Source organism: Oceanihabitans sp. IOP_32 (genome assembly GCF_009498295.1).
Classification (GTDB): domain Bacteria; phylum Bacteroidota; class Bacteroidia; order Flavobacteriales; family Flavobacteriaceae; genus Wocania; species Wocania indica.
Genome location: NZ_CP040813.1, coordinates 733,766 through 749,899, shown reverse-complemented (window position 1 = coordinate 749,899; position 16,134 = coordinate 733,766). Strand labels below are relative to the sequence as shown.

The following is a 16,134-nucleotide window of genomic DNA, read 5'->3' as shown; positions in this document are numbered from 1 at the left end:
GTTTTAAAATGATTTACGAGAACAGAGAGCATAATAGGTGCTATCCATCAATTCTTTCCCAGATTATACTGAGCCTTTGTTTTTATTTTTTTTAGAAGAATGAGCGGCCTGACAGTTTAATTTTTTTTTAATCTCAAGCGTGCCGAAAAATAAAAATATAAATAATTTCAAATTCTATTGAAAATTAATGTATTAGTGTTTGAATTATTCAATTTAATTTCTAACTTTGCAGCCTCTTAAAAAAGAGGATAATAAAAATTATATTTAATTAATATGCCAACAATTTCGCAATTAGTAAGAAAAGGAAGAGCCAAAATAACCAAGAAGAGTAAATCGGCTGCTTTAGATTCTTGTCCGCAAAGACGTGGTGTATGTACTCGTGTTTACACAACAACTCCTAAAAAACCTAACTCAGCAATGCGTAAGGTGGCAAGGGTGCGTTTAACAAACGGGAACGAGGTTAACGCATACATTGGTGGAGAAGGACATAATCTACAAGAGCACTCGATAGTATTGGTTAGAGGTGGAAGGGTAAAAGATTTACCAGGAGTTAGATATCACATTGTACGTGGTGCTTTAGACACAGCTGGTGTTACGGGTAGAACGCAACGTAGATCTAAGTATGGTGCAAAACGCCCTAAGAAGTAAAACAAAGTTAGAAGTTTAAAGTTAGGGTTTTAAATTTTAAACAATAACGGTAAACTAATAACTAAAAACTCAAAAAGAAGACATGAGAAAAAAAGCAGCAAAAAAGAGGCCTCTTTTACCAGATCCAAAGTTTAATGATCAATTAGTGACGCGTTTCGTTAATATGATGATGTGGGATGGTAAAAAATCGGTAGCTTTTAAAGTGTTCTACGATGCGATTGATATTGTAGAGTCAAAAAAAACTGATGAAGAAAAATCGGGACTAGAGGTGTGGAAAGACGCCTTATCTAATGTGATGCCTCACGTAGAAGTACGTAGTCGTCGTGTAGGTGGTGCAACTTTTCAGATACCAATGCAGATTCGTCCAGATCGTAAGGTTTCTACCGCTATGAAGTGGTTGATTACTTATTCGAGAAAGAGAAATGAGAAGTCTATGGCTTTACGTTTAGCTTCTGAGGTTTTAGCGGCAGCTAAAGAAGAAGGTGCGGCAGTTAAGAAAAGAGTAGATACTCATAAAATGGCAGAAGCAAATAAAGCATTCTCTCACTTTAGATTTTAAGACGATATGGCAAGAGATTTAAAACTTACAAGAAACATAGGAATTGCGGCTCACATTGATGCTGGTAAAACGACAACAACAGAGCGTATTCTTTTTTATACGGGCGTTAACCATAAAATGGGTGAAACGCATCAAGGTTCGTCTACGATGGACTGGATGGAGCAAGAAGCCGAAAGAGGTATTACCATTACTTCTGCCGCGACTACTTGTGATTGGACATTCCCAATGGAAAATGGACAACCAACTGAAGATGCTAAAGATTATCACTTTAATATTATCGATACTCCTGGTCACGTAGATTTTACCGTAGAGGTAAATCGTTCTTTACGTGTACTGGATGGTTTAGTGTTTTTATTTAGTGCTGTAGATGGTGTTGAGCCTCAGTCTGAAACGAACTGGAGGTTAGCAGATAACTATAAAGTGCCTAGAATTGGATTCGTTAATAAAATGGATCGTCAAGGTGCAGACTTTTTAGGGGTTTGTCAACAAGTTAAAGACATGTTGAAATCTAATGCAGTGCCAATTGTTCTTAACATAGGTGAAGAAGATGGATTTAAAGGTATTGTAGATTTAGTTAAGAATAGAGCGATTGTATGGCATGATGAAAATTATGGTTCTACTTTCGATGTGGTGCCAATTCCTGAAGAAATGAAAGAAGAAGTGCGTCAATACCGTGCTTTATTAATAGAGGAAGTTGCTAGTTACGACGAGAACTTGCTAGAAAAATTCATGGAAGATGAAGATTCTATCACAGAAGACGAGGTGCACGCTGCATTAAGAGCTGCTGTTATGGATATGGCCATTATACCAATGGTGTGTGGTTCTTCATTCAAGAATAAAGGTGTGCAGTTTTTATTAGATGCTGTTTGTCGTTACTTACCATCTCCAATGGATAGAGAAAGTATCGTAGGAACAAATCCGGTAACAGGCGAAGAGGAAATACGTAAGCCTAGTGTTCAGGATCCTTTTGCAGCACTTGCCTTTAAAATTGCAACCGATCCTTTTGTAGGTCGTTTAGCATTCTTTAGAGCCTATTCTGGTCGTTTAGATGCAGGTTCTTACATCTTGAACAATCGTTCAGGTAAGAAAGAGCGTATCTCACGTATTTATCAAATGCATTCAAATAAACAAAATGCTATTGATTTTATCGAAGCAGGTGATATTGGAGCAGCGGTAGGATTTAAAGACATTAAGACTGGTGATACTATGTCTGATGAAAAACATCCTATTGTTTTAGAGTCTATGGATTTTCCAGATCCAGTAATTGGTATCGCTGTTGAACCTAAGACTAAGGCAGATGTAGATAAATTGGGAATGGCTTTATCTAAGCTTTCTGAAGAAGATCCTACATTTACTGCAAGAACAGACGAAGCATCAGGACAGACTATTATTTCTGGAATGGGTGAGCTGCACTTAGATATTATTGTAGACCGTTTAAAGCGAGAGTTTAAGGTTGAAGTAAATCAAGGGCAACCACAAGTTGAGTATAAAGAAGCTATTACACAAGCAGCCGATCATAGAGAAGTTTACAAGAAACAATCTGGTGGTCGAGGTAAGTTTGCTGATATTGTGTTTACTATTGAGCCTGCTGATGAAGGTGTAACTGGATTGCAATTTATATCTGAAATTAAAGGTGGTAACGTTCCAAAAGAATTTATCCCTTCAATTGAAAAAGGATTTAAAATGGCTATGGTTAATGGACCACTTGCAGGTTATGAGGTAGATGCTATGAAAGTGACCTTGAAAGATGGATCTTACCACGATGTGGATTCAGATCAGTTATCATTCGAATTAGCGGCTAAACTTGGATTTAGAAATTCTGCAAAAGCTGCAAAAGCTGTAATCATGGAACCTATTATGAAACTTGAGGTAATTACTCCTGAAGAAAACATGGGTGACATTGTAGGAGATTTAAACCGTAGACGTGGACAGGTGAGTGATATGGGTGACAGAGCAGGAGCTAAAACAGTGAAGGCTACCGTACCATTATCAGAAATGTTTGGTTATGTAACTACATTACGAACTTTGTCATCTGGTCGTGCAACATCAACAATGGAATTCTCACATTATGCTGAAACACCTTCTAACATTGCAGAGGAAGTTATAAATGCAGCTAAAGGCGTTGAATCGTAAATTTTAAGAAAAATGAGTCAAAAAATCAGAATAAAGTTAAAGTCTTACGATCACAGCTTAGTAGACAAATCTGCTGATAAGATTGTAAAAACAGTAAAAAGTACAGGAGCTGTTGTAACGGGACCAATTCCATTACCAACGCACAAGAAAATTTTCACTGTATTACGTTCACCACACGTTAATAAAAAGGCTAGAGAACAATTTCAATTAAGCTCTTACAAGCGTTTACTTGATATCTACTCGTCGTCATCAAAAACAATTGATGCCTTGATGAAGCTTGAATTACCAAGTGGGGTTGAAGTAGAGATAAAAGTTTAGTAATAAACTAACATGTCCTGAGCTGCGAGCGAAGGAAAAACGGTAAAAATACAATTCAAGGCTGAAACGTATTTTCGGCCTTGAATGTTTATAGCGAATTATAAAAGTTGATAGGGTATCAACACCATAGTAATAATTAATAAATAATAAATATGTCTGGGTTAATTGGAAAAAAAATCGGTATGACCAGCATTTTCGACGAAAATGGTAAGAATATACCATGTACAGTAATCGAAGCTGGACCATGTATCGTTACCCAAGTCAGAACTGAAGAGGTTGACGGCTATAAAGCTGTTCAATTAGGTTTCGATGACGCGACAGAAAAAAGCGCAACAAAAGCGGCCTTAGGTCATGCTAAAAAAGCGGGAACTTCTGTAAAACGCAAAATCGTTGAATTTAAAGGTTTTGATGAGGAGTACAAGTTAGGTGATGCTATCACTGTAGATCATTTTGCAGAAGGTGATTTTGTGGATATCGCAGGGACCTCTAAAGGAAAAGGATTTCAAGGTGTTGTAAAACGTCATGGATTCGCTGGTTCTGAAAGAACACACGGTCAACAAAGCATGGGTAGAGCTCCAGGTTCTGTTGGTGCGGCGTCTTATCCTGCTCGAATATTCAAAGGCATGAAAATGGCCGGTAGAATGGGTGGAGAAACAGTTAAAGTTCAAAATTTAAGAGTTTTAAAGGTAGTTGCTGAAAAGAATCTACTTGTGGTAAAAGGATGTGTTCCTGGTCACAAAAACGCTTATGTAATTATTAGAAAATAATGAAAGTAGCAGTTTTAGATATAAACGGAAAAGACACAGGTAGAAAGGCAGACCTTTCTAACGATGTGTTCGCTATAGAGCCTAATAATCACGCCGTATATTTGGATGTTAAACAATATTTAGCAAACCAACGTCAGGGAACGCACAAATCGAAAGAGCGTGCAGAAATCTCTGGGAGTACACGTAAGATTAAAAAGCAAAAAGGAACCGGTACAGCAAGAGCGGGAAGTATTAAGTCTGGTATTTTTAAGGGCGGTGGTCGTATGTTCGGCCCAAGACCAAGAAATTACAGCTTCAAACTTAATAAAAACCTCAAGCGTTTAGCACGTAAATCTGCTTTAAGTATCAAAGCAGGTGAGCAATCTATTACAGTTTTAGAAGATTTTAACTTCGATTCTGTAAAGACTAAAAATTTCACATCGGTTTTAAAGGCCTTAAAGCTAGAGGATAAAAAAACACTCTTTGTGTTGGGTGAGCCAAATAATAATGTATATTTGTCTTCGCGTAATTTAAAAGGTTCTGATGTTGTATTATTCTCAGAATTAAGCACTTACAAAATTTTAAACGCTAATCAAGTAGTGTTTTTAGAAGGTGCGTTAGCAGGAATTGAAACAAATTTAAGTAAATAGAAACAATGAGTATCTTAATTAAACCTATAATCACAGAAAAAGCGACAACAAATAGTGAGTTGAGAAACTGCTATACTTTCGCAGTGAATACCAAGGCGAACAAGGTAGAAATAAAAAAAGCAGTGGAAGCTGTTTATGGTGTTTCTGTTGAAAAAGTTCGTACTATAAATGTCCGTCCAGATCGTAGTACCAAGCACACGAAAACTGGTATTCAAAATGGTAAAACAAATGCTGTTAAAAAAGCAATTGTACAGCTGGCGGAAGGTGAAATGATTGATTTATACAGTAACATGTAATTAAAGACAAATGTCAGTAAGAAAATTAAAACCAACCACACCAGGACAGCGTTTTAGAGTAGTAAATGGTTATGACGCCATTACTACTGATAAGCCGGAAAAGAGTTTGCTCGTTCCGAATAAAAGGTCTGGTGGTAGAAACAGTCAGGGAAAAATGACCATGCGCTATATTGGTGGCGGTCATAAGAAAAAGTATCGTATTATCGATTTTAAAAGAGATAAAGTGGGGATTCCTGCCGAAGTCGCTTCAATCGAATACGATCCAAACAGAACAGCTTTTATCGCTCTATTGAATTATCAAGATGGTGAGAAAAGATACATTATTGCTCAAAATGGTCTTCAGGTTGGTCAAAATGTAGTTTCTGGTAAAGAAGGTATTGCACCAGAAATTGGGAATGCAATGCCATTAAGTGAAATGCCTTTAGGAACGATTATTTCTTGTTTAGAATTACGCCCAGGTCAAGGTGCTATTATGGCGCGTAGTGCTGGAGCGTTTGCTCAATTAATTGCAAGAGATGGTAAGTTCGCTTCTATAAAATTACCTTCGGGAGAAATACGTTACATTCTAGTAACTTGTATGGCAACTGTAGGTGTGGTATCGAACTCAGATCACCAATTATTAGTTGGTGGAAAAGCAGGTAGAACAAGATGGTTAGGAAGAAGACCTCGTACTAGACCAGTTGTGATGAATCCAATTGATCACCCAATGGGAGGTGGTGAAGGTAAAGCTTCTGGTGGACATCCACGTTCTAGAAATGGTATACCTGCAAAAGGTTATAGAACCCGTTCTAAGACTAAAGCAAGTAATAAGTATATTGTAGAACGTAGAAAGAAATAAGAGACATGGCAAGATCATTAAAAAAAGGACCTTACGTTCATTATAAATTAGAAAAGAAAGTCGCTGTAAATGTTGAATCTAATAAGAAAACAGTAATCAAAACGTGGTCGAGAGCCTCTATGATTACTCCAGATTTTGTTGGACAAACTATAGCAGTACACAATGGCCGTCAATTTGTACCAGTATATGTAACTGAGAACATGGTAGGGCATAAGTTAGGAGAATTTTCACCAACGCGTTCATTCCGTGGACATGCAGGTGCTAAAAATAAAGGTAAAAGGTAGTAGCTATGGGAAGTCGTAAAAAACAAATGGCAGACGCTATTAAGGAAGCTAAAAAGCAAGTTGCTTTTGCAAAACTTAATAACTGTCCTACATCACCGAGGAAAATGCGTTTAGTAGCCGATTTAGTAAGAGGCGAAAAAGTAGAACATGCACTTAATATTCTTAAATTTAATCAAAAAGAAGCTTCAGGTCGTTTAGAGAAGTTGTTGTTATCTGCCATTGCAAATTGGCAAGCTAAGAACGAAGATGCTAATATCGACGAAGCGGAATTGTTTGTTAAGGAAATAAAAGTTGATAGCGGATCTATGTTAAAAAGATTACGTCCAGCACCTCAAGGTCGTGCACACAGAATTAGAAAACGTTCAAACCACGTAACCATCGTGGTAGGAGCTAACAATAACACACAAAGCTAAGATAGATATGGGACAAAAAACAAATCCAATCGGGAATCGCTTAGGGATTATCAGAGGATGGGAGTCTAACTGGTACGGAGGTAATGATTATGGAGATAAGCTTGCCGAAGACGATAAGATAAGAAAGTACGTTCACGCACGTTTATCTAAAGCTAGTGTAAGTCGAGTAATTATTGAAAGAACTTTAAAACTTGTAACCGTTACTATCACTACGGCTAGACCTGGTATTATTATCGGAAAAGGCGGTCAAGAGGTAGACAAGTTAAAAGAAGAGCTTAAAAAAATTACTGGTAAAGAAGTTCAGATTAATATTTTTGAAATTAAAAGACCTGAACTAGATGCGTTTTTAGTTGCAACAAGTGTTGCCCGTCAAATTGAAAATCGTATTTCATACAGACGAGCAATCAAAATGGCTATTGCTGCAACAATGCGTATGAATGCCGAAGGAATTAAAATCCAAATTAGTGGGCGTTTAAATGGGGCTGAAATGGCACGTTCTGAACACTACAAAGAAGGACGTATTCCTTTGTCAACCTTTAGAGCCGATATTGACTATGCTTTAGTTGAGGCACATACTTCTTACGGAAGATTAGGTGTTAAAGTATGGATCATGAAAGGTGAAGTATATGGTAAAAGAGAGCTTTCTCCGCTTGTTGGATTATCTAAGAAGCAAGGAAAAGGTGGAGCCGGAGGACGTGGTGCTAATAAAGGCCCTCGTCGTAGAAAGTAATTTTTTATAAAGTAAAGAAAAATGTTACAGCCTAAAAAAACAAAATTTCGTAAACAACAAAAAGGACGTATGAAAGGGAATACCGGTAGAGGTTTTCAACTTTCAAACGGGACTTTTGGAATAAAAGCATTAGATTCGAATTTTTTAACTTCGCGTCAAATTGAGGCAGCACGTATCGCCGCTACACGTTACATGAAAAGAGAAGGTCAACTTTGGATTAAAGTATTTCCAGATAAGCCAATTACAAAAAAGCCTCTTGAAGTACGTATGGGTAAAGGTAAAGGTGCCGTTGAATATTGGGTAGCTGTAGTTAAACCTGGACGAATTTTATTTGAAGTTGGTGGTGTGCCAATAGACGTAGCAAAAGAAGCTTTACGTTTAGCCGCACAAAAGTTACCAGTAAAAACTAAGTTTTTAATCGCTAGAGATTACGAAGCATAATTTATTTGATATGATGAAACAATCAGAAATTAAAGAATTATCTGTAGCTGAGTTAAATGAAAAACTTGGTGAAATTAAAAAGAGTTATTCAGACCTAAAATTGGCTCATGCAATATCTCCTTTAGAAAATCCAATTCAATTGCGTTCACTAAGAAGAACTGTAGCAAGAATTGCGACCGAATTAACTAAAAGAGAATTACAATAATTCTGCTGAAAGATGGAAACAAGAAATTTAAGAAAAGAACGTATAGGAGTTGTTACTAGTAACAAAATGCAAAAATCAATAGTTGTTGCAGAGGTTAAAAAAGTAAAACACCCTATGTATGGAAAATTCGTTACAAAAACGAAGAAGTACGTGGCACACGACGAAACAAACGACTGCAACATTGGTGATAAAGTAAAGATCATGGAAACAAGACCTTTAAGTAAATCAAAATGTTGGAGATTAGTAGAAATCCTAGAAAGAGCTAAATAATTATGTTACAACAAGAATCAAGATTAAAAGTAGCAGACAACACTGGGGCAAAGGAAGTTTTAACCATCCGTGTTTTAGGTGGCACTAAAAGGAGATATGCATCTGTAGGAGACAAAATTGTGGTTTCGGTAAAAGACGCAACTCCTAATGGAAGCATCAAAAAAGGTGCGGTTTCTACTGCAGTAGTTGTTCGTACTAAGAAAGAAGTAAGAAGACCAGACGGATCTTATATAAGATTTGATGATAACGCTTGTGTTTTATTAAACCCTACGGGTGAAATGAGAGGTACACGTGTTTTCGGTCCTGTTGCTAGAGAACTTCGTGATAAACAATACATGAAGATTGTATCATTAGCACCAGAGGTGCTTTAATACAGAAAATTAAGATGGGAAAGCTTAAAATAAAAACTGGAGATACCGTTAGAGTAATTGCTGGAGATCACAAAGGATCAGAAGGTAAAGTACAAAAGGTATTTATAGAGAAGAATAAGGCAATCGTTGAGGGTGTCAATATGGTTAAGAAACACACTAAACCTAGTGCACAAAATCCTCAAGGCGGAATTGTTGAGAAAGAAGCCGCTATTCATATTTCAAATTTATCGTTGTTAACTTCTAAAGGAGAAGCTACACGAGTGGGATATAGAATGGAAGGTGATAAAAAAGTGAGATTCTCACTAAAATCTAATGAAGTAATATAGATATGGCATATTCACCAAGACTTAAACAAGAGTACAAAAGCAGAGTAATTGCTGCTCTTACCGAAGAATTTGGATATAAAAATGTAATGCAAGTTCCTAAGCTTTCTAAGATAGTAATATCTAAAGGCGTGGGAGCGGCTGTTGCAGACAAAAAGTTAATTGACTACGCAGTAGAAGAATTAACAACAATATCTGGACAAAAAGCAATATCTACATTATCTAAAAAAGATGTTGCCTCATTTAAATTACGTAAAGGGATGCCAATTGGTGCTAAAGTAACTTTACGTGGAGAAAGAATGTATGAGTTTTTAGATCGTTTAGTAACCTCTTCACTTCCACGTGTTAGAGATTTTAACGGAATAAAAGCTACAGGATTCGACGGTCGTGGTAATTACAATTTAGGAATTACAGAACAAATTATATTCCCAGAAATTAATATTGATAAAGTTAATAAAATTTCTGGTATGGATATTACTTTTGTGACAACCGCCGATACTGATAAAGAAGCAAAATCATTATTAACGGAATTGGGTCTACCTTTTCAAAAGAACTAATATATGGCTAAAGAATCAATGAAAGCTCGTGAGGTAAAAAGAGCGAAAACAGTAGCTAAGTATGCCGAAAAACGTAAAGCTTTGAAAGAAGCTGGAGATTACGAAGCATTACAAAAGTTACCTAAAAACGCTTCTCCTGTTCGTATGCACAACAGATGCAAACTTACTGGAAGACCTCGTGGGTATATGAGAACTTTCGGAATTTCTCGTGTAACATTCAGAGAAATGGCTAACCAAGGATTAATTCCAGGAGTTAGAAAAGCAAGTTGGTAAAAAAGAATTTTAAATTGGTTTTAGGTTTAAGAGAATAGTTCTCTTAAAAACCATTACCGCAAATTAATAAATATGTATACAGATCCAATATCGGATTATCTTACAAGAATTAGAAACGCAGTGCGTGCTAACCACAGAGTGGTAGAGATTCCTGCTTCTAATTTAAAGAAAGACATTACTAAAATATTATTCGAACAAGGATATATTTTAAGTTACAAGTTTGATGACACTTCAGTACAAGGAACAATTAAAATTGCTTTGAAGTACAATAAGGAAACAAAAGAGCCTGTAATTAAAAAACTTCAACGTCTTAGTAAACCAGGGATGCGTTTGTATTCTGGTTCTAAAGATTTACCTAGAATTCTTAACGGTCTTGGTGTTGCCATAGTTTCTACTTCTCACGGAGTAATGACGGGGAAACAGGCCAAAAGAGATAATATAGGCGGAGAAGTATTATGTTACGTTTACTAATTTAAAACCTTAAAGAAATGTCAAGAATAGGAAATAATCCAATAGCCATTCCAGAGGGTGTAACAGTCGATGTTAAAGATAACGTTGTTACTGTAAAAGGAAAATTAGGAGAGTTAACACAGAGTTACGATTCTATCGAAATTAAAGTTGAAGACAATAGTGTTTGGGTAACACGTTCTTCTGATTCTAAAGACCAAAAAGCAAAACATGGTTTATACAGATCATTAATGCATAATATGGTTGAAGGTGTATCTAAAGGATGGACTTTATCTTTAGAATTAGTGGGTGTTGGTTATAGAGCGTCTAGTCAAGGTCAGAAACTTGATTTAGCCTTAGGTTTTTCTCACAATATTGTTATGAATTTAGCTCCAGAGGTTAAAGTAGAAACAATTAGTGACAAAGGAAAGAATCCAATCATCAAATTAACTTCACACGATAAGCAACTTGTAGGACAAGTAGCTGCTAAAATTCGAGGATTTAGAAAGCCAGAACCATATAAAGGTAAAGGTATTAAGTTTGTTGGTGAAGAATTAAGAAGAAAAGCAGGTAAATCAGCTTAATAAGTAAGTTATGGCATTAACAAAGAATCAAAGAAGAACAAGAATAAAAAACAGAATTCGCAAGGTAGTTTCTGGTACAGAAACTAGACCTAGATTAGCTGTTTTTAGAAGTAATAAAGAAATTTATGCTCAAATTGTTGATGATGTGAATGGAAAAACCATTAGTGCAGCATCTTCAAGAGATAAAGATATTAGTTCGGCAAAAGGCAATAAATCTGAAATAGCAACCCTAGTAGGGAAGTCGCTTGCAGAAAAAGCTTTAAAAGCTGGTGTTGAAACTATTGCTTTTGATAGAGGTGGGTATTTATACCACGGAAGAGTAAAATCATTAGCCGACGGCGCTAGAGAAGCCGGACTTAAATTCTAAGAAATTATGTTTAAAAAATATAAAAGTGCAGAATTAGTAAAACCAAGTGGGCTAGATCTTAAAGATCGTTTAGTTGGTGTACAAAGAGTTACAAAAGTAACTAAAGGTGGTAGAGCATTTGGTTTTTCAGCTATTGTTGTAGTTGGTGATGAGGCTGGTGTTGTAGGACAGGGATTAGGTAAATCTAAGGATGTTGCCAGTGCCATTGCAAAAGCTGTTGAAGACGCTAAGAAAAACTTAGTACGTATTCCAATCATCAAAGGAACTTTACCACACGAACAAAAAGGTAAATACGGCGGAGCTAGAGTAAACATTATTCCTGCCTCTCCTGGTACAGGTGTAATTGCTGGTGGTGCTGTTAGAACAGTGCTAGAGGCAGTTGGCGTGCAAGATGTTTTATCTAAATCTCAAGGATCTTCAAACCCTCATAACGTAGTAAAAGCAACATTTGATGCTTTATTACAATTACGAGATGCAAATACGATAGCAAGAGATAGAGGAATTACACTTGAGCAAGTTTTTAACGCTTAATTAAATAGATGCAAGTACAGCGTATTAAGAGATCAGACAACATCATTAGTGATTAAATTTTGAATCTTAATACTAAATACTTAATACTTAAAAGAAATGGCAAAAATTAAAGTAACAAAAGTTAAAAGCGCAATTAATCGAACGCTAAGACAGAAAAGAACTTTAGAAGCTCTTGGTCTTAAAAAGATGGGTCAAGTTAAAGAGCACGAAGCTACGCCTAATATACTTGGTATGGTTGCAAAAGTTTCACATTTAGTTTCTGTAGAAGAAGCTTAAAAATAAAGACAGAAAATGGATTTAAGTAATTTAAAACCTGCAGAAGGTTCTGTAAAAAATCAAGGAAAAAGAATAGGTCGAGGCCAAGGTTCTGGTAAAGGTGGTACCGCTACACGTGGTCACAAAGGAGCAAAATCTCGTTCAGGTTATTCTAAAAAGCTTGGTTTTGAAGGTGGTCAGATGCCGCTTCAAAAACGTGTTCCTAAATTTGGTTTTACAAATATTAACCGTGTGGAGTATCAAGGAATTAATCTTGATACACTACAAAAGTTAGTGGATGATAGCCAAATTAAAGACACCGTAGATTTTGAAACTCTTTTTTCTAACGGTTTAGTTGGAAAAAACGACTTAGTTAAAATTATGGGTCGCGGCGAGTTAAAATCAAAGTTAAAAGTAAGTGCACATAAATTTACCGCTTCGGCTAAAGCTGCAATTGAAGCTGCTGGAGGAGAAGCTGTAACATTATAATATTTTATTATAAGTATGAAATTTATAGAATCAATTAAAAATGTTTGGAAAATCGAAGAACTAAGAAATAGAATCATAGTTACACTTGGTTTGTTATTAGTTTATCGTTTTGGTGCACAAGTTGTTTTACCAGGTATTGATGCTTCGCAATTAGGCGGTTTGCAACAAGGGACAGATTCGGGTATATTAAGTATACTTAACATGTTTACTGGTGGAGCTTTCGCAAATGCATCTGTATTTGCTTTGGGCATCATGCCTTACATTTCTGCTTCTATTGTAGTTCAGTTAATGGGAATCGCTATTCCGTATTTACAAAAACTTCAAAAAGAAGGTGCTAGTGGACAAAAGAAAATTACTCAAATTACCCGTTGGTTAACCATTGCAATCTGTTTATTGCAGGCTCCTGGTTACCTTGCGAGTTTAACACCAATGTTTGGTATTCCACAAAGTGCTTTCTTGTTGGGGCAAGGACCATTATTTTACTTCTCTTCAATTACGATATTGGTGACAGGTTGTATATTCGCGATGTGGTTAGGTGAAAAAATCACCGATAAAGGTATTGGAAACGGTATTTCACTACTAATTATGGTTGGAATTATCGCAACCTTACCACAAGCATTTTTGCAAAATGCGGCTACACGATTGGAAGGTAATAATGTTATGTTGATTCTTTTTGAATTGGTTATATGGCTGGTTATCATTTTAGCTTCTATTATGTTAGTTATGGGGGTTAGAAAGATTGCAGTGCAATATGCTAGAAGAACTGCATCTGGTGGTTACGAGAAAAGTGCCATGGCTGGTTCTAGGCAATATATACCGCTTAAGCTAAACGCTTCTGGGGTGATGCCTATAATATTTGCACAAGCGCTTATGTTTGTTCCGAGCTTAATTGGCGGTTCTGCAATATTGAAAGAAACGTCTGCTGGGGCTTGGATGCAAACTAACTACTCTGATATGTTTGGGTTTTGGTACAATGTAACGTTCGCGCTATTAATTATAATTTTTACGTATTTTTATACCGCTATTACTGTACCTACGAATAAAATGGCAGACGATCTAAAACGTAGTGGAGGATTTATCCCAGGTATTCGTCCAGGCTCAGAAACTTCAGATTATCTTGACAAAATAATGTCTCAAATCACTTTACCAGGTTCTATATTTTTAGCACTTATCGCTGTGTTCCCAGCTTTTATTGTTAAGCTTATGGGAGTAAGTCAGGGTTGGGCTTTATTTTTCGGTGGAACCTCGCTTTTAATTATGGTTGGTGTAGCAATTGATACTATGCAACAAATTAATTCTTATTTGTTAAATAGACACTATGATGGCTTGATGAAAACGGGTAAAAATAGAAAATCAGTAGCTTAAGAAATACTATGGCAAAACAAGCAGCAATTGAACAGGACGGAACTATTATTGAAGCATTATCCAATGCTATGTTTCGTGTTGAGTTAGAAAACGGTCACATTGTGACAGCACATATTTCGGGTAAAATGCGTATGCATTACATTAAATTATTACCTGGAGATAAAGTTAAATTAGAAATGAGTCCTTACGATTTAACGAAGGCTCGCATAACTTATAGATACTAGTACAAGATGAAAGTAAGAGCATCAGTTAAAAAAAGAAGCGCAGATTGTAAAATCGTACGCAGAAAAGGTAGACTTTACGTAATAAACAAAAAGAATCCTAGATTCAAACAAAGACAAGGATAAGCTATGGCAAGAATTGCAGGTGTAGACATACCAAAAAACAAAAGAGGAGTAATCTCTTTAACTTATATTTACGGAGTAGGTAGAAGTAGAGCAAAAGAAATTTTAGCATCGGCTAAAGTGGATGAAAGTACAAAAGTTCAAGATTGGACAGATGATCAAATAGCAGGCATTCGTGAAGCTGTTGGTACATTTACAATCGAGGGTGAATTACGTTCTGAAACGCAATTAAACATTAAGCGATTAATGGATATTGGATGTTACAGAGGTATACGTCACAGATCTAGTCTTCCATTAAGAGGACAACGTACTAAGAACAACTCTAGAACTAGAAAAGGTAGAAGAAAAACAGTTGCTAATAAGAAAAAAGCAACGAAATAATTAAATAGTCTTTAGTATTTAGACGTTGGAAAGAATCTGTTTGAAATTATAATGGTTTAGGATTCTAGCGACTATCAACTAAAACTAAGAACTAAAAGAATATGGCAAAAACAAGCACAAAAAAACGTAAAGTTATTATTGATGCTGTTGGAGAAGCCCACGTGAGTGCATCTTTCAACAACATTATTATTTCACTTACCAATAAAAAAGGCGACGTAATTTCATGGTCGTCTGCAGGTAAGATGGGATTTAGAGGTTCTAAGAAAAACACACCTTATGCTGCACAATTGGCAGCCGAAGATGCTGCAGCAGTAGCTGTTGAAGCAGGTTTGAAAAAAGTAAAGGTTTACGTTAAAGGCCCTGGAAATGGTAGAGAATCTGCTATCCGTTCAATTCATAATGCGGGTATTGAAGTTACAGAAATTATCGATGTAACACCATTACCACATAATGGATGTCGCCCTCCAAAGCGTAGGAGAGTCTAACGATTGCAATGTTAATTTCGAAATGGATTTCTGTTTCTAAATTAAGCTGTAATCGAATTCAAAAAATTAATATCAACTGTCCTGCAGATGGTATTAATTTTTTGTGTAAATTTGCAAACTGAAAAATAACAATAAACAAGTATTAACTAGAGACAACATGATTATCGAAGGATAAGATTAAGACCTTAATTCATAATCACTCTAAAAAAACAATTAAAATGGCAAGATATACTGGTCCTAAAACAAAAATAGCCCGAAAGTTCGGTGAAGCTATTTTCGGAGAAGATAAATCTTTCGAAAAAAGAAATTATCCTCCAGGTCAACACGGAAACGCAAGACGACGTGGAAAAAAATCTGAATATGCTATACAATTAGCTGAAAAACAAAAAGCTAAGTATTCTTATGGAATTTTAGAAAAGCAGTTCAGAAATATGTTCAAAAAAGCGACAGCATCTCGTGGTATTACAGGTGAAGTTTTATTACAACTTTGTGAGTCGCGATTAGATAATGTAGTTTACAGAATGGGTATCTCACCATCAAGAAGTGGTGCAAGACAATTGGTGTCTCACAGGCATATAACCGTTAATGGAGAGATTGTTAATATCCCTTCTTACCAATTGAAGGCTGGAGATGTTGTTGCCGTTAGAGAAAAGTCAAAATCACTCGACGCTATTGAAAGATCATTATCAAACTCAAGTCAAGTTTACGAATGGATCACTTGGAATAATGATACAAAATCTGGAACTTATGTTAGTGTGCCAGCTAGAATTCAAATTCCTGAAAACATTAACGAACAACTTATAGTAGAATTATATTCTAAATAATAACCTG

Annotated in this window: 30 protein-coding genes; all 30 read left to right on the top strand. The window is 36.0% G+C overall.

The features are described from left to right. The first annotated feature begins 273 nt into the window (after positions 1-273). The 30 genes from rpsL (at position 274) to rpsD (ending at position 16,127) form a co-directional block, all read left to right on the top strand. Positions 274-648, top strand: coding sequence for a 30S ribosomal protein S12 (rpsL, locus tag FEZ18_RS03125; RefSeq protein WP_153266973.1), 375 nt, complete (start codon positions 274-276; stop codon positions 646-648). An 82-nt stretch (positions 649-730) separates the two neighbouring features. Then, entirely contained in the window at positions 731-1,207 is a 477-nt protein-coding gene (gene rpsG, locus FEZ18_RS03120) for a 30S ribosomal protein S7 (protein WP_153266972.1), read from the top strand. Between the two features lie 6 nt (positions 1,208-1,213). Further along, positions 1,214-3,340: an elongation factor G gene (gene fusA, locus FEZ18_RS03115; protein WP_153266971.1), complete on the top strand. Its 2,127-nt coding sequence runs from the start codon at positions 1,214-1,216 to the stop codon at positions 3,338-3,340. Between the two features lie 12 nt (positions 3,341-3,352). After that, positions 3,353-3,658: a 30S ribosomal protein S10 gene (rpsJ, locus tag FEZ18_RS03110; protein WP_129018480.1), complete on the top strand. Its 306-nt coding sequence runs from the start codon at positions 3,353-3,355 to the stop codon at positions 3,656-3,658. Positions 3,659-3,810: 152 nt separating this feature from the next. Continuing rightward, positions 3,811-4,425, top strand: coding sequence for a 50S ribosomal protein L3 (gene rplC, locus FEZ18_RS03105; RefSeq protein WP_153266970.1), 615 nt, complete (start codon positions 3,811-3,813; stop codon positions 4,423-4,425). Further along, positions 4,425-5,054 carry a 50S ribosomal protein L4 gene (gene rplD, locus FEZ18_RS03100; RefSeq protein WP_153266969.1) on the top strand — a complete coding sequence of 210 codons (630 nt, stop codon included), beginning with the start codon at positions 4,425-4,427 and terminating at the stop codon, positions 5,052-5,054. The genes rplC and rplD overlap by 1 nt, the downstream gene beginning before the upstream one ends. Positions 5,055-5,059: 5 nt before the next feature. Then, positions 5,060-5,350, top strand: a complete 291-nt coding sequence (gene rplW, locus FEZ18_RS03095; RefSeq protein WP_153266968.1) for a 50S ribosomal protein L23 — start codon at positions 5,060-5,062, stop codon at positions 5,348-5,350. A 10-nt stretch (positions 5,351-5,360) separates the two neighbouring features. After that, positions 5,361-6,188 (top strand): 50S ribosomal protein L2, encoded by an 828-nt coding sequence (gene rplB / locus FEZ18_RS03090; RefSeq protein WP_153266967.1) that lies wholly within the window; start codon positions 5,361-5,363, stop codon positions 6,186-6,188. Positions 6,189-6,193: 5 nt separating this feature from the next. Beyond that, positions 6,194-6,472, top strand: a complete 279-nt coding sequence (rpsS, locus tag FEZ18_RS03085) for a 30S ribosomal protein S19 (RefSeq protein WP_153266966.1) — start codon at positions 6,194-6,196, stop codon at positions 6,470-6,472. A 5-nt stretch (positions 6,473-6,477) separates the two neighbouring features. Then, the gene (gene rplV / locus FEZ18_RS03080) at positions 6,478-6,885 is read left to right on the top strand and encodes a 50S ribosomal protein L22 (protein WP_153266965.1); all 408 of its coding nucleotides are present in this window, start codon (positions 6,478-6,480) and stop codon (positions 6,883-6,885) included. A 7-nt stretch (positions 6,886-6,892) separates the two neighbouring features. Then, positions 6,893-7,615, top strand: a complete 723-nt coding sequence (rpsC, locus tag FEZ18_RS03075; protein WP_153266964.1) for a 30S ribosomal protein S3 — start codon at positions 6,893-6,895, stop codon at positions 7,613-7,615. 21 nt (positions 7,616-7,636) lie between these two features. Then, positions 7,637-8,056, top strand: coding sequence for a 50S ribosomal protein L16 (rplP, locus tag FEZ18_RS03070; RefSeq protein WP_153266963.1), 420 nt, complete (start codon positions 7,637-7,639; stop codon positions 8,054-8,056). A gap of 13 nt (positions 8,057-8,069) precedes the next feature. Next, complete coding sequence (rpmC, locus tag FEZ18_RS03065) at positions 8,070-8,261, top strand: 50S ribosomal protein L29 (protein WP_153269031.1); 192 nt, start codon at positions 8,070-8,072, stop codon at positions 8,259-8,261. A gap of 12 nt (positions 8,262-8,273) precedes the next feature. Then, entirely contained in the window at positions 8,274-8,531 is a 258-nt protein-coding gene (gene rpsQ / locus FEZ18_RS03060) for a 30S ribosomal protein S17 (RefSeq protein WP_153266962.1), read from the top strand. Between the two features lie 2 nt (positions 8,532-8,533). After that, positions 8,534-8,902: a 50S ribosomal protein L14 gene (rplN, locus tag FEZ18_RS03055; RefSeq protein ID WP_153266961.1), complete on the top strand. Its 369-nt coding sequence runs from the start codon at positions 8,534-8,536 to the stop codon at positions 8,900-8,902. 14 nt (positions 8,903-8,916) lie between these two features. After that, complete coding sequence (gene rplX / locus FEZ18_RS03050) at positions 8,917-9,228, top strand: 50S ribosomal protein L24 (RefSeq protein ID WP_153266960.1); 312 nt, start codon at positions 8,917-8,919, stop codon at positions 9,226-9,228. Between the two features lie 2 nt (positions 9,229-9,230). Further along, the gene (gene rplE / locus FEZ18_RS03045) at positions 9,231-9,782 is read left to right on the top strand and encodes a 50S ribosomal protein L5 (RefSeq protein WP_153266959.1); all 552 of its coding nucleotides are present in this window, start codon (positions 9,231-9,233) and stop codon (positions 9,780-9,782) included. Positions 9,783-9,785: 3 nt separating this feature from the next. After that, on the top strand, positions 9,786-10,055 hold the full coding sequence (rpsN, locus tag FEZ18_RS03040; protein ID WP_148456585.1) for a 30S ribosomal protein S14: 270 nt from the start codon (positions 9,786-9,788) through the stop codon (positions 10,053-10,055). Positions 10,056-10,127: 72 nt separating this feature from the next. Next, positions 10,128-10,526, top strand: a complete 399-nt coding sequence (rpsH, locus tag FEZ18_RS03035) for a 30S ribosomal protein S8 (RefSeq protein WP_153266958.1) — start codon at positions 10,128-10,130, stop codon at positions 10,524-10,526. A 17-nt stretch (positions 10,527-10,543) separates the two neighbouring features. Further along, the gene (gene rplF / locus FEZ18_RS03030) at positions 10,544-11,086 is read left to right on the top strand and encodes a 50S ribosomal protein L6 (protein ID WP_153266957.1); all 543 of its coding nucleotides are present in this window, start codon (positions 10,544-10,546) and stop codon (positions 11,084-11,086) included. 10 nt (positions 11,087-11,096) lie between these two features. Next, positions 11,097-11,453: a 50S ribosomal protein L18 gene (gene rplR / locus FEZ18_RS03025; protein WP_153266956.1), complete on the top strand. Its 357-nt coding sequence runs from the start codon at positions 11,097-11,099 to the stop codon at positions 11,451-11,453. Between the two features lie 6 nt (positions 11,454-11,459). Then, positions 11,460-11,984 (top strand): 30S ribosomal protein S5, encoded by a 525-nt coding sequence (gene rpsE, locus FEZ18_RS03020; protein WP_153266955.1) that lies wholly within the window; start codon positions 11,460-11,462, stop codon positions 11,982-11,984. Positions 11,985-12,080: 96 nt separating this feature from the next. Continuing rightward, a complete protein-coding gene (gene rpmD / locus FEZ18_RS03015) occupies positions 12,081-12,260 on the top strand; it encodes a 50S ribosomal protein L30 (protein WP_153266954.1) in 180 nt (59 codons plus the stop codon). Positions 12,261-12,275: 15 nt separating this feature from the next. After that, on the top strand, positions 12,276-12,728 hold the full coding sequence (rplO, locus tag FEZ18_RS03010; protein WP_153266953.1) for a 50S ribosomal protein L15: 453 nt from the start codon (positions 12,276-12,278) through the stop codon (positions 12,726-12,728). A gap of 15 nt (positions 12,729-12,743) precedes the next feature. Continuing rightward, complete coding sequence (gene secY / locus FEZ18_RS03005; protein ID WP_153266952.1) at positions 12,744-14,093, top strand: preprotein translocase subunit SecY; 1,350 nt, start codon at positions 12,744-12,746, stop codon at positions 14,091-14,093. An 8-nt stretch (positions 14,094-14,101) separates the two neighbouring features. Then, positions 14,102-14,317: a translation initiation factor IF-1 gene (gene infA / locus FEZ18_RS03000; protein ID WP_007094967.1), complete on the top strand. Its 216-nt coding sequence runs from the start codon at positions 14,102-14,104 to the stop codon at positions 14,315-14,317. Positions 14,318-14,323: 6 nt separating this feature from the next. Further along, complete coding sequence (ykgO, locus tag FEZ18_RS02995; RefSeq protein WP_013305171.1) at positions 14,324-14,440, top strand: type B 50S ribosomal protein L36; 117 nt, start codon at positions 14,324-14,326, stop codon at positions 14,438-14,440. A gap of 3 nt (positions 14,441-14,443) precedes the next feature. Further along, complete coding sequence (gene rpsM / locus FEZ18_RS02990; RefSeq protein WP_153266951.1) at positions 14,444-14,818, top strand: 30S ribosomal protein S13; 375 nt, start codon at positions 14,444-14,446, stop codon at positions 14,816-14,818. Positions 14,819-14,919: 101 nt separating this feature from the next. Further along, positions 14,920-15,303 (top strand): 30S ribosomal protein S11, encoded by a 384-nt coding sequence (rpsK, locus tag FEZ18_RS02985; protein ID WP_153266950.1) that lies wholly within the window; start codon positions 14,920-14,922, stop codon positions 15,301-15,303. Positions 15,304-15,521: 218 nt separating this feature from the next. After that, the gene (gene rpsD, locus FEZ18_RS02980) at positions 15,522-16,127 is read left to right on the top strand and encodes a 30S ribosomal protein S4 (RefSeq protein WP_153266949.1); all 606 of its coding nucleotides are present in this window, start codon (positions 15,522-15,524) and stop codon (positions 16,125-16,127) included. Positions 16,128-16,134: the final 7 nt, after the last annotated feature.

Coding starts and splice junctions, on each gene's coding strand:
- secY (WP_153266952.1), top strand. CDS start 12,744: ATGAAATTTATAGAATCAATTAAAAATGTTTGGAAAATCGAAGAACTA.
- rpsJ (WP_129018480.1), top strand. CDS start 3,353: ATGAGTCAAAAAATCAGAATAAAGTTAAAGTCTTACGATCACAGCTTA.
- infA (WP_007094967.1), top strand. CDS start 14,102: ATGGCAAAACAAGCAGCAATTGAACAGGACGGAACTATTATTGAAGCA.
- rplN (WP_153266961.1), top strand. CDS start 8,534: ATGTTACAACAAGAATCAAGATTAAAAGTAGCAGACAACACTGGGGCA.
- rplE (WP_153266959.1), top strand. CDS start 9,231: ATGGCATATTCACCAAGACTTAAACAAGAGTACAAAAGCAGAGTAATT.
- rpmD (WP_153266954.1), top strand. CDS start 12,081: ATGGCAAAAATTAAAGTAACAAAAGTTAAAAGCGCAATTAATCGAACG.
- rpsN (WP_148456585.1), top strand. CDS start 9,786: ATGGCTAAAGAATCAATGAAAGCTCGTGAGGTAAAAAGAGCGAAAACA.
- fusA (WP_153266971.1), top strand. CDS start 1,214: ATGGCAAGAGATTTAAAACTTACAAGAAACATAGGAATTGCGGCTCAC.
- rplP (WP_153266963.1), top strand. CDS start 7,637: ATGTTACAGCCTAAAAAAACAAAATTTCGTAAACAACAAAAAGGACGT.
- rplW (WP_153266968.1), top strand. CDS start 5,060: ATGAGTATCTTAATTAAACCTATAATCACAGAAAAAGCGACAACAAAT.
- rpsG (WP_153266972.1), top strand. CDS start 731: ATGAGAAAAAAAGCAGCAAAAAAGAGGCCTCTTTTACCAGATCCAAAG.
- rpmC (WP_153269031.1), top strand. CDS start 8,070: ATGAAACAATCAGAAATTAAAGAATTATCTGTAGCTGAGTTAAATGAA.
- rplR (WP_153266956.1), top strand. CDS start 11,097: ATGGCATTAACAAAGAATCAAAGAAGAACAAGAATAAAAAACAGAATT.
- rpsH (WP_153266958.1), top strand. CDS start 10,128: ATGTATACAGATCCAATATCGGATTATCTTACAAGAATTAGAAACGCA.
- rpsE (WP_153266955.1), top strand. CDS start 11,460: ATGTTTAAAAAATATAAAAGTGCAGAATTAGTAAAACCAAGTGGGCTA.
- rpsC (WP_153266964.1), top strand. CDS start 6,893: ATGGGACAAAAAACAAATCCAATCGGGAATCGCTTAGGGATTATCAGA.
- rplC (WP_153266970.1), top strand. CDS start 3,811: ATGTCTGGGTTAATTGGAAAAAAAATCGGTATGACCAGCATTTTCGAC.
- rplO (WP_153266953.1), top strand. CDS start 12,276: ATGGATTTAAGTAATTTAAAACCTGCAGAAGGTTCTGTAAAAAATCAA.
- rplX (WP_153266960.1), top strand. CDS start 8,917: ATGGGAAAGCTTAAAATAAAAACTGGAGATACCGTTAGAGTAATTGCT.
- rplV (WP_153266965.1), top strand. CDS start 6,478: ATGGGAAGTCGTAAAAAACAAATGGCAGACGCTATTAAGGAAGCTAAA.
- rpsS (WP_153266966.1), top strand. CDS start 6,194: ATGGCAAGATCATTAAAAAAAGGACCTTACGTTCATTATAAATTAGAA.
- rplD (WP_153266969.1), top strand. CDS start 4,425: ATGAAAGTAGCAGTTTTAGATATAAACGGAAAAGACACAGGTAGAAAG.
- rplF (WP_153266957.1), top strand. CDS start 10,544: ATGTCAAGAATAGGAAATAATCCAATAGCCATTCCAGAGGGTGTAACA.
- rpsM (WP_153266951.1), top strand. CDS start 14,444: ATGGCAAGAATTGCAGGTGTAGACATACCAAAAAACAAAAGAGGAGTA.
- ykgO (WP_013305171.1), top strand. CDS start 14,324: ATGAAAGTAAGAGCATCAGTTAAAAAAAGAAGCGCAGATTGTAAAATC.
- rpsK (WP_153266950.1), top strand. CDS start 14,920: ATGGCAAAAACAAGCACAAAAAAACGTAAAGTTATTATTGATGCTGTT.
- rplB (WP_153266967.1), top strand. CDS start 5,361: ATGTCAGTAAGAAAATTAAAACCAACCACACCAGGACAGCGTTTTAGA.
- rpsD (WP_153266949.1), top strand. CDS start 15,522: ATGGCAAGATATACTGGTCCTAAAACAAAAATAGCCCGAAAGTTCGGT.
- rpsQ (WP_153266962.1), top strand. CDS start 8,274: ATGGAAACAAGAAATTTAAGAAAAGAACGTATAGGAGTTGTTACTAGT.
- rpsL (WP_153266973.1), top strand. CDS start 274: ATGCCAACAATTTCGCAATTAGTAAGAAAAGGAAGAGCCAAAATAACC.